The sequence below is a fragment of the Nostoc sp. DedQUE12b genome, from assembly GCF_034530835.1.
Lineage (GTDB): Bacteria > Cyanobacteriota > Cyanobacteriia > Cyanobacteriales > Nostocaceae > Nostoc.
Window position 1 is genome coordinate 1 of sequence record NZ_JAVRCI010000145.1, and the last position, 9,004, is coordinate 9,004.

Annotated in this window: 9 protein-coding genes; 6 read left to right on the forward strand and 3 right to left on the reverse strand. The window is 41.4% G+C overall.

Translation table 11 applies throughout. The features are described from left to right. Positions 1 to 136: 136 nt before the first annotated feature. From RMY16_RS32650 to RMY16_RS32670, 5 genes are all read left to right on the forward strand, one after another. Positions 137 to 1,189, forward strand: a complete 1,053-nt coding sequence (locus RMY16_RS32650) for an aldo/keto reductase (protein WP_322739853.1) — start codon at positions 137 to 139, stop codon at positions 1,187 to 1,189. Positions 1,190 to 1,305: 116 nt separating this feature from the next. Beyond that, the gene (dps, locus tag RMY16_RS32655; RefSeq protein ID WP_322665022.1) at positions 1,306 to 1,878 is read left to right on the forward strand and encodes a DNA starvation/stationary phase protection protein Dps; all 573 of its coding nucleotides are present in this window, start codon (positions 1,306 to 1,308) and stop codon (positions 1,876 to 1,878) included. Positions 1,879 to 2,847: 969 nt separating this feature from the next. After that, a complete protein-coding gene (locus RMY16_RS32660) occupies positions 2,848 to 3,564 on the forward strand; it encodes a pirin family protein (RefSeq protein WP_322661111.1) in 717 nt (238 codons plus the stop codon). A gap of 260 nt (positions 3,565 to 3,824) precedes the next feature. Further along, positions 3,825 to 4,529 (forward strand): mobilization protein, encoded by a 705-nt coding sequence (locus RMY16_RS32665; protein WP_322661109.1) that lies wholly within the window; start codon positions 3,825 to 3,827, stop codon positions 4,527 to 4,529. A 154-nt stretch (positions 4,530 to 4,683) separates the two neighbouring features. Then, complete coding sequence (locus tag RMY16_RS32670) at positions 4,684 to 5,406, forward strand: class I SAM-dependent methyltransferase (RefSeq protein WP_322739854.1); 723 nt, start codon at positions 4,684 to 4,686, stop codon at positions 5,404 to 5,406. An 8-nt stretch (positions 5,407 to 5,414) separates the two neighbouring features. Here the strand turns inward: RMY16_RS32670 and RMY16_RS32675 are convergent, their stop codons facing one another. From RMY16_RS32675 to RMY16_RS32685, 3 genes are all read right to left on the reverse strand, one after another. Beyond that, entirely contained in the window at positions 5,415 to 5,843 is a 429-nt protein-coding gene (locus RMY16_RS32675; protein WP_322661105.1) for a DUF202 domain-containing protein, read from the reverse strand. Between the two features lie 319 nt (positions 5,844 to 6,162). After that, complete coding sequence (locus RMY16_RS32680) at positions 6,163 to 6,825, reverse strand: hypothetical protein (RefSeq protein WP_322739855.1); 663 nt, start codon at positions 6,823 to 6,825, stop codon at positions 6,163 to 6,165. 80 nt (positions 6,826 to 6,905) lie between these two features. Continuing rightward, positions 6,906 to 7,616 (reverse strand): cadmium resistance transporter, encoded by a 711-nt coding sequence (locus tag RMY16_RS32685; protein ID WP_322739856.1) that lies wholly within the window; start codon positions 7,614 to 7,616, stop codon positions 6,906 to 6,908. 280 nt (positions 7,617 to 7,896) lie between these two features. On the opposite strand from RMY16_RS32685, the gene RMY16_RS32690 reads away from it, so the two are divergent. Beyond that, positions 7,897 to 8,883 carry a LysR substrate-binding domain-containing protein gene (locus RMY16_RS32690; RefSeq protein ID WP_322739857.1) on the forward strand — a complete coding sequence of 329 codons (987 nt, stop codon included), beginning with the start codon at positions 7,897 to 7,899 and terminating at the stop codon, positions 8,881 to 8,883. The last annotated feature ends 121 nt before the right edge of the window (positions 8,884 to 9,004 follow it).

A 9,004-nucleotide genomic window follows, 5' to 3' on the forward strand; every position in this document is an offset into this window, starting at 1 on the left:
GTCGATGCATTAACATAACGGGTCGATGCATTAACATAACGGGTCGATGCATTAAGTCAAACATCGCTCCCAGTTTCCAGTTATCATGCCTTTGGAATGGTATTCGCTTAGTTTTTTCATTAATGAGAAAATATTCATGAGATATAAACTCTTGGGCAAAAGCGGGTTAAGAGTCTCTGAACTCTCCTTGGGAACCATGACCTTTGGTGAAGATTGGGGTTGGGGTGCATCTGTTGACGAAAGTCGGAAAATCTTTGATAGCTATGCAGAAGCAGGGGGAAATTTCATTGACACCGCCAACGGTTATACCGATGGTAGCAGTGAAAAAATTGTCGGTGAGTTGATTGCTAAAGAACGAGAACGCTTTGTAGTTGCGACAAAATATTCCTTTCCCTTGCAGATGAATAACAAAAAGGGCGACCCTAACGCCAGTGGAAACCATCGCAAGAATTTAATTCAGTCTTTAGAAGGTAGCCTGAAACGGCTGAATACCGATTACATTGATTTATTTTGGTTGCACGCTTGGGATTTCACAACACCGATTGAAGAAGTTTTGCGATCGCTTGATGATGTAGTGCGTCAAGGTAAAGTACTTTATATCGGTATTTCGGACACACCCGCTTGGATCGTTTCCCAAGCAAATACCATCGCCCATTATCAAGGTTGGACGCAGTTTGTCGCCCTGCAAATTGAGTATAGTTTAATTCAACGAACACCAGAACGTGACTTGCTACCGATGGCTAAAGCCTTAGATTTAGCAGTAACACCGTGGTCGCCTTTAGGTGGTGGTGTGCTTACAGGCAAATATAATCAGCCTCCTCAAGATAGTAGCGAACAAGGAAGATTAGTAAATCCAGCGTTTGGAACTATTTCAGAACGTAATTTAGCGATCGCTCAAGTTGTCAGTGAAGTTGCAACCGAAATTCGATACACACCTTCACAAGTAGCATTAGCTTGGTTACACGCTCAAAGTGGTGTGATTATTCCGATAATTGGGGCACGTAAATTAACGCAGTTTCAAGATAACTTAGCTTCTTTAAATATCACCCTCTCGCCAGAACATTTGCAACGTTTAAATGAAGTGAGTCAAATTGAACTGGGTTTTCCCCATGACTTTTTGCAGAATGATGTTATTCGCGATCGCCTTTTCGGTGGTACATTCAATACCATAGAAAACCATCGTATTTAACTAATAGTAATAAACAGTAACACATTCAGGCATTAATTCAATCCATCGTCAGAGAGTTTCGCCTAGCCTTGCAATTCTGTAGAGTTGGATTTAAAAGGCATTAACAACGTAGAATCATGAGCGACAACAGCATTACATCACGTTTGTACCCTACCCGCATTGACATTCCCGCTGAAGCGCGAGTGCAAATCGTGGTACTTCTCAACCAAAGCTTGGCAGCTACTTCAGACCTGAAAACCCAAGCAAAGCAAGCGCACTGGAATGTTAAAGGAACTGACTTCTACCAGCTACACCTACTATTTGATGAACTTGCTGGGGAATTAGAAGGATACATCGATATGCTAGCTGAACGCGTTACAGCTTTAGGCGGATATGCTTTTGGAACAGCGCGCGCCGCAGCTAGTAATTCAATTTTGCCAGAATATCCCTTAGATATTTTGGATGGTAAAGACCATGTGACAGCGTTGGCAGATCGTTATGCACTCTACGCTAAACATCTCCGGGAAGCGATCGACAAAACTGATGAATTAGGCGACCTCGATACTGCTGACCTTTACACTGAAATTTCCCGCACCATTGACAAACGACTCTGGTTCTTAGAAGCTCATTTACAAGTAGCAGAAATTAAGGCAGAGAATGGCAAAGCGGCTACTACTAAAACTCAAAAGATCCCTGCTGGTGTAAAGTAAGCACTTTTGAGAGACACTTAATTTACTAATAGGGTGCATTAGACTAAAGTTCAACGAACCCTATGATAACGGTATCTTAATGTGAGTTATACGAAATTCTCTACCTAGAACTAAAGTTCAAAAGTGTCTCTCTCCGACTCGGAGAGGGGCATTTTTATGTGGTAAAACTAATTAGCCGTCTTGAATAAATGCAAAATTTGCCCACCCTGCGGGATCTTGCTACATCCCCTAACCCCTTCTCCCAATATTGTGAGAAGGGGGACTAAATTCAAAGTCCCTCTCCCAAGTTTGGGAGAGGGATTTAGAGGATGTTTGAAAAGTCGTGATTGATGTATCAAATATTTTTTACCCCTCCCTAACCCTCCCCGTATGTATTGGGGGAGAGAACCGGATTTTTCTTGTTTCCCCCCTTTACAAGGCTACGGTGTACACACATCTTTGTAATGAAGCCCAAACCCTGGAATTACCCCCCTTAATCCCCCCTTGCCAAGGGGGGAAATATCTGGTTCTCCCCCAATGCATCGGGGAGTTAGAGGGGGTCAGAACGACTTGTGTGTACACCGTAGCCAATACATCGGGGGGACTAAGGGGGGTAACAACGCAATTAAAATCACAGTCAAACACTTTTCAAACAACCTCTTAGGGCGAGGGCATTATATGAGCCGTCGAATTCACGTTACCTCATCAGATTTTTAATATGTGTCTAAACACGGTCTAGCAGCTAATATTGTTGTGTAAAAATTTAAATTGCAGTCATTTAGTTTTCCAAGACTTTATTTTATTCAATTAAAAATATTTATCAAATTTTACAGTATCTTTTTGGTAAGTACGCCACTTTTAAGTGCGTACTTTTCATTTTATATGTATATACTTTACTATTTAAATAGTTACAAATTAGGTCTAATCAATCAGAATTCTAAACTTTGAATTCTAAATTCTTCTAAAAAGAATTAACAACGAGGTAAATTTATGTCTCAAAATACAATTACCCACTTAATTCACGATCGCAATGCCCGTGGTCATGCGAAAATGGGCTGGCTCGATAGTTATCACACATTTTCTTTCGGTAGTTTTTACGATCCTAACCGGATGGGATTTCGCTCTCTGCGGGTAATTAACGACGATCGCATCGCCCCTGGTGCTGGATTCCCTACCCATAGCCATCGTGACATGGAAATCCTCACCTATGTCTTAGAAGGTGCTGTAGAGCATAAAGACAGCTTGGGTACTGGCTCGGTGATTCGCCCTGGTGATGCCCAAATTATGAGTGCTGGAACTGGAATCAGCCACAGTGAATTTAATCCCTCACCAACTGAACCACTACACTTACTACAAATCTGGATTCTTCCCGATCGACAAGGAATAACGCCAAGATATGAACAAAAAGCTTTTCCTCTCGAAGAAAAGCGCGGTAAACTCCGCTTAATTGCCTCTAAAGATGGGCGCGATGGTGCTGTGACAATTCACCAAGATGTTGAGTTATATACATCTGTTTTAGAAGCAGGCGATGTTGTTAATTATCAAGTCAAAAGCGATCGCTATGCCTGGTTACAAGTAGCACGAGGCATAGTCAACTTAAATGGTGAAGAACTCAGAGCCGGTGATGGTGTACAAATCAACGGCGAAGAACAGCTAGAAATTAGCACCAACATCGGCGGTGAAATCTTGCTTTTCGATTTAGGCTAATATTGCAGCTAAAAGGGCGCTTAGAAACCGCGTCGTAAACAAAACCTGCTTCCGCAGGTTATAACAAGGGGCTTAAGCCCCTTGTTTTGTTTTAGTCTGCGCAGACGGACTTCGCCTGTGTAAAATGAGACTGTTGGAATATATCCAAATCACGATTATACTTTCTCATAAAACCATCAAAATACTTGGGGGCAATGGCCAAAAAGTTCTTAGTTTGGGAAAGATATATCAGACTTTAATAACTATTAGAGGTGGCTGTAATGCCGACGATTCATTTTGTGGATGGTGAAAAAGGCGGGGTAGGAAAATCTCTCTTTGCCAGGACAATGATTCAGTATTGTCTGGATAAGAGAATCCCATTTGTGCCAGTGGAGACAGATAGATCGAATCCAGATGTCGCAGGGGTATATAAGGAGATATGTAAATATGCTGTGTTTAGCGAGAATGAACGACAGGCAAATAAGGCAGATAGAATATTTGAGTGGGCGATAGAGAAGCCAGTAATTGTGAATTTATCTGCACAATCCCATAGAGCAGTACAAGGGTGGATTGAATCTAATCAATTACTTGAACTAGGAAGTTCGCAGGGAGTTCTGTTTTGCAAATGGTTTGTATCAACAGGAGGATACGACAGCATCAACCTGTTTGCTCAGTCAGTGAATACTTACGGTGAGAAAATCCCTCATATTTTGGTGAGGAATTTAGGGCTGTGTGATGATTGGGAGCATCTAGAGTCAGACTCTAACTATCAGAACATAGTAAATAAATATCAGATAAAAGTTATAGATTTTCCGAAGTTAGCGTACAGAGAAAGAAACATAATTGACCAAAATCGCCTGACTTTTGCAGAGGCTAGAGAATATAAAGAATTTGGGATAATTGGAAAACAGAGAATAGTGAATTTTCTGAAACTTGCTTATGGTGCTTTTGAGAAAGTAGGTATCTGGTATGAAAAAGTTGAGTAACAGTCATTAGTCATTAGTCATTGGTCATTAGTACCTATGACTTAGGACAAACTTTAGCTGGAGATTGGATGGGGGTGCGATGGCGTACCCGCTCACGTTGGCGATCGCTTTGCGAATTTGACTACAATTCTTAAAAAGAGTAGTAAAAACCTAAATGTCTAAAAAGTCCGATTCGCAGTTCCAAAATCTCTTTAGTTCACCCAAATCAACCAACTGGGACGAAAGATTAGCCCAAATAGCCTATCGCTTTAACCGAGAATATCAACGTGAAACCTTTGAACTCCCAGCAGAAGTACAGGCAATGCCGATATTCCGGGAGTGGATTGGAGGTAGTTTCTCAGGTAGAATTGCTTCCCCTTTCTGGGAAATTGCTAAACCTCAAAAAAACCAACACTGTATAGATATTGGCTGTGGGATCAGCTTTTTAATCTATCCTTGGCGGGATTGGCAAGCGTTGTTTTATGGGCAAGAAATCAGTAATGTGGCGCGCGATACCCTAAATTCTCGTGGGCCACAGTTGAATTCTAAGCTGTTCAAAGGTGTTGAGTTGGGAGCAGCTCATCAGTTAAACTACCCATCAGAGCAATTTGATTTAGCGATCGCCACCGGATTTAGCTGCTATTTTCCCCTCGAATATTGGGATGCTGTACTAGCAGAAGTCAAGCGGGTGTTAAAACCAGGTGGACATTTTGTATTTGACGTTCTCAATCCAGAACAGCCTTTAGCAGAAGATTGGGCAGTTCTAGAAACCTATTTGGGTGCTGAGGTGTTTTTAAAGCCTTTGACTAAGTGGGAAAAAACGATTAAGGCCGCTGGTGCTAAAGTCGTAACGCACAAATCAGGGGAATTATTCGAGTTATACAAAGTACGGTTTTAAAAATACTATTACTCAGGGATAACTGGACTCATTGGATCTAAAGAAGTTGTAAAAACAAAATAGATTACCCCAGTTCCGAGAATCATCACAGCTAGACTGAACAGCAACACCCACCTGTCTGTTGGTTCGTAAGTATCTTCTTCGATATCACGACGGACAGCAAAATAGTGTACTGTTGAGAGCCACACCGTGATTAAACCCACCAGCGAAAAGACTAAACCTAACTTCCAGCCGTTGCCAGGACGGGGTACTAAAGGTACATGGAAGGCACGCAGACGCACAATGACGACACCAAAACCTAAAAGAGCGATTCCTGTCCGCATCCAAGCGAGATAGGTACGCTCATTTGCCAAGTGATCTCGGATTCTGGACGGATTCAGTCGTCCTGGCTTTTTTTTATCTTTTTCTTCTTCTGTAGGTTTCAATTTTAACTGCATCAATAACACCCTTATCCCCAAAGCGGCTCTTATCAAAAAAATGCGAAGGTAGTAGAAAATCTCTTTCCAGATGACTTGCAACCAGCACAATAGTTGCGCTACTGAAATATGCTTGTTGTGATTGTACATTTTTCCCAAAATTTATTTTAATGCAGATATAGAAATAAAACAAGCCTAAAATTGAGGATAGATAAATTCAAAAAAATAGCCAAGATCAGAGAGATGTTTTACCAGTGTTTGTCCTGTTTTTCTCTGATTTTGGCTGTTACCCTATTTAAATTCAGAACAATCATTCAAAAATAGACTATGCAGTTCTATTTCAAGACTGATTGCTAGGCGCATTAGGAACTCGTGTATTTATTAGATCCTGCGATATATCTGGGATAAACCAGTTAGCCTCTTTGCTGTTAACAACTTTTACAGTCGGGACATTTAATTCAATCGCAGCAGTATCTGGATTCCTCTTAATTACCAACTGAGTTCCATCAAGGATCTTCAAAGCAGCGGCTCCTGTCAATTCTTCACCTTGTCCATTAGGACTAGAAGTGAAATTTGCTACCTGGACATCATTCGGTAGATAGATGCCATCACAATCCCAATTATTTTTAGTGGATTGACCATCAGCTAGAAAATACAGACCATTCTCGTATACCGCATCTTCATCTTCATCATCATTCGGTCTTTTACCGTATACCGCTATGGTATTACCTGTTTGGTTGTTGCATTGACCCCAATTGATTCCCGTCTCTAAAGCATATTTTTGCAGTGTTAATTCCTCGGTTCTCTTTTGAATTTCTTCTGGTGTGAGACCTTCAACTTGAGTTTGAGTATCTTTTGTCTGCGAGAGTTGCTGAAGTGCTTTAGTGACTTCGATGTAATCAGGGTTTTTGCTAAATTTTGGTCTATCAGCAAAAGAAGGTTGAGCAAAAGCTAGATTAGCAACAATCATTAAGACAATTAGCAGAGATTTCCAGATTTTCATGTTTTGATTCCTGTTGATGGGTAAGATATTCTCCAGTTTAGAATTCCTTTGGCTCAGAAAATTGATGATGCATCTCTTTATTAGACACTTAATTTTTCTTGTTCTTCACTCGACGGCTGAGTATTAAAACCTAAAATCAATGAGAATATATAACTAGAAACTACAGATAAAAGAGTCCAAGTAACATTTTCTGTGACAATAAACACGCCCAAACCAATCAAGATACAAGGGACAAAAGTATTGCCATTTTCAGTTAAAAAGTTGGCGATCGCAGGCAAGTAGGTTAACTTGTAAGCCGTATAACACCATACACCCACTAGCGTGAAGAATACACTTATAATTACCAGTAGACTATCTAATTCTGAGTTGGCAAACAGGGGCACGTAGACGCTGATATTATCACTGCCATTAGCAAAGGCGATCGCAGCGACATTGCAAGTTTGCGGAGAAACAAAACTCCTAACTATAGAGGGACAAGACTGCTCGGTTTCTTCTTCGGCTTCCTCAGATGAATCCTCTTCGCGTTTTAGTAAACTGCTCACACCAATGATTATTGGCATAAAACCAAGTAGTCTAATCCAGTCCTGCGGTATGATTAGTCCACCGAAGAAACCGGGAAGGCTAGCAATGATCAATGCTGCAAAACCGAGATACTGACCAGCAAGGATGTGACGACTGCGAAAGGTTTTACTTATTTGTGAAAAAAACAACGTCAGAATGACAATATCATCGATGTTGGTGGCAGTGAATGCGGTAATCCCTGTGGTAATTGCAGTTACTAAATCGTTCATTTGTGAATGTCCTTATATTCATGCTTGGGCATTAGGCGTTAGAGTGCTGAGTGCTGAGTGCTGAGTTAGGAGTTTTATTTATCTCCTTGTCTCCTCATCTCCCCGCTCCTCTGCTCCCCTGTTCCCCTGCTCCCTTGCTTTTTACTTGCCGTTTGATTCCGTGCCGAAGCTTTGATTTATACTTTAGTCAAACTAACCGATAGAATCAAATGCTTTTATTTGTCAAAATGATAAATGAAAGTGATTAAAATTTTGACACTAAGTCTTAGGGATACGATAAATGGCAGGAATGACGCTTGAGCAGCTAAAAATATTTCTGGCTGTGGCGCAGAACTTACACTTTACTCGCGCAGCAGAGGAGCTTTATATTACACAACCTGCTGTCAGTGCAGCGATCCACAACCTAGAGCAAGAATACGGAGTGAAACTATTTCATCGGATTGGTCGCCATATCGAGATTGCTGAAGCGGGTAAATTACTACAAGTGGAAGCGCAGAAAATTCTCGATCAAGTTTCCTTGACTGAAAGGGGATTGCGAGAATTGAACAATCTGCAACGGGGTGAATTGAAATTAGGGTCGAGTCTGACAATTGGCAACTACTGGCTACCAAGTAAGATTAGTGAGTTTAAGAGCCAATATCCTGGTATCCAGATTGACTGTACCCTTGCCAATGCAGAAACGATTTGTGTCGGTACAGCGATGGGACAGTTTGATTTAGGTTTGGTGGAAGGTGATGTGAAGCCAGCGCTTCAGAGTACTCTAGAGTACGAAATAGTGGGAAGCGATCGCTTGCAAATTGTGGTTGGTCAAAAACACCCTTGGTTTGAGTGGGGAGAAGTTGATTTAAGTCAACTAACCCAAACTCCTTGGGTAATGCGGGTGCGCGAATCTGGAACTCAGCAAAGGTTTGAGGAAGCGTTGCAAAATTGGGACATTAACCTCAGCGAACTGAATGTAATTTTAGTGTTCACCAGTGGTGAGATGGCAAAAGCCGCGATTGAAAACGGCGTAGGTGCAACTGGAATTTCTGAGTTGATGGTAAAAAAAGAAATCCAGTTGGGGACTCTGCGGGCAATTCGAGTTATTGATAACAGAGAAAGCAACGGTGCGATGCCTGCGGCGGGCTACGCCTACGCAGAAATAGTTCGACCTTTTTTCAAAATCAAACACCGTCAGCGTTTTCAAACTGCTCTTTCCAAAGTCTTTGAACAAATGTTGATATCGTCTATGTTGGATAGTTCACATCAACATTTATCAGTTATTTAAAGGAGATTGGGGATTGGGCATTGGGCGTTAGGAGTGCTGAGTGCTGAGTGCTGAGTGCTGAGTTAGGAGTTAAGAGTTAAGAGTTAAGAGTTAAGAGTTAAGAGTTAAGAGTTAAGAGTTA

What these genes read in the sequence shown, in the direction of transcription:
- RMY16_RS32650 (WP_322739853.1), top strand. Translation starts at nt 137, where the DNA reads ATGAGATATAAACTCTTGGGCAAAAGCGGGTTAAGAGTCTCTGAACTC.
- dps (WP_322665022.1), top strand. Translation starts at nt 1,306, where the DNA reads ATGAGCGACAACAGCATTACATCACGTTTGTACCCTACCCGCATTGAC.
- RMY16_RS32660 (WP_322661111.1), top strand. Translation starts at nt 2,848, where the DNA reads ATGTCTCAAAATACAATTACCCACTTAATTCACGATCGCAATGCCCGT.
- RMY16_RS32665 (WP_322661109.1), top strand. Translation starts at nt 3,825, where the DNA reads ATGCCGACGATTCATTTTGTGGATGGTGAAAAAGGCGGGGTAGGAAAA.
- RMY16_RS32670 (WP_322739854.1), top strand. Translation starts at nt 4,684, where the DNA reads ATGTCTAAAAAGTCCGATTCGCAGTTCCAAAATCTCTTTAGTTCACCC.
- RMY16_RS32675 (WP_322661105.1), bottom strand. Translation starts at nt 5,843, where the DNA reads ATGCAGTTAAAATTGAAACCTACAGAAGAAGAAAAAGATAAAAAAAAG.
- RMY16_RS32680 (WP_322739855.1), bottom strand. Translation starts at nt 6,825, where the DNA reads ATGAAAATCTGGAAATCTCTGCTAATTGTCTTAATGATTGTTGCTAAT.
- RMY16_RS32685 (WP_322739856.1), bottom strand. Translation starts at nt 7,616, where the DNA reads ATGAACGATTTAGTAACTGCAATTACCACAGGGATTACCGCATTCACT.
- RMY16_RS32690 (WP_322739857.1), top strand. Translation starts at nt 7,897, where the DNA reads ATGGCAGGAATGACGCTTGAGCAGCTAAAAATATTTCTGGCTGTGGCG.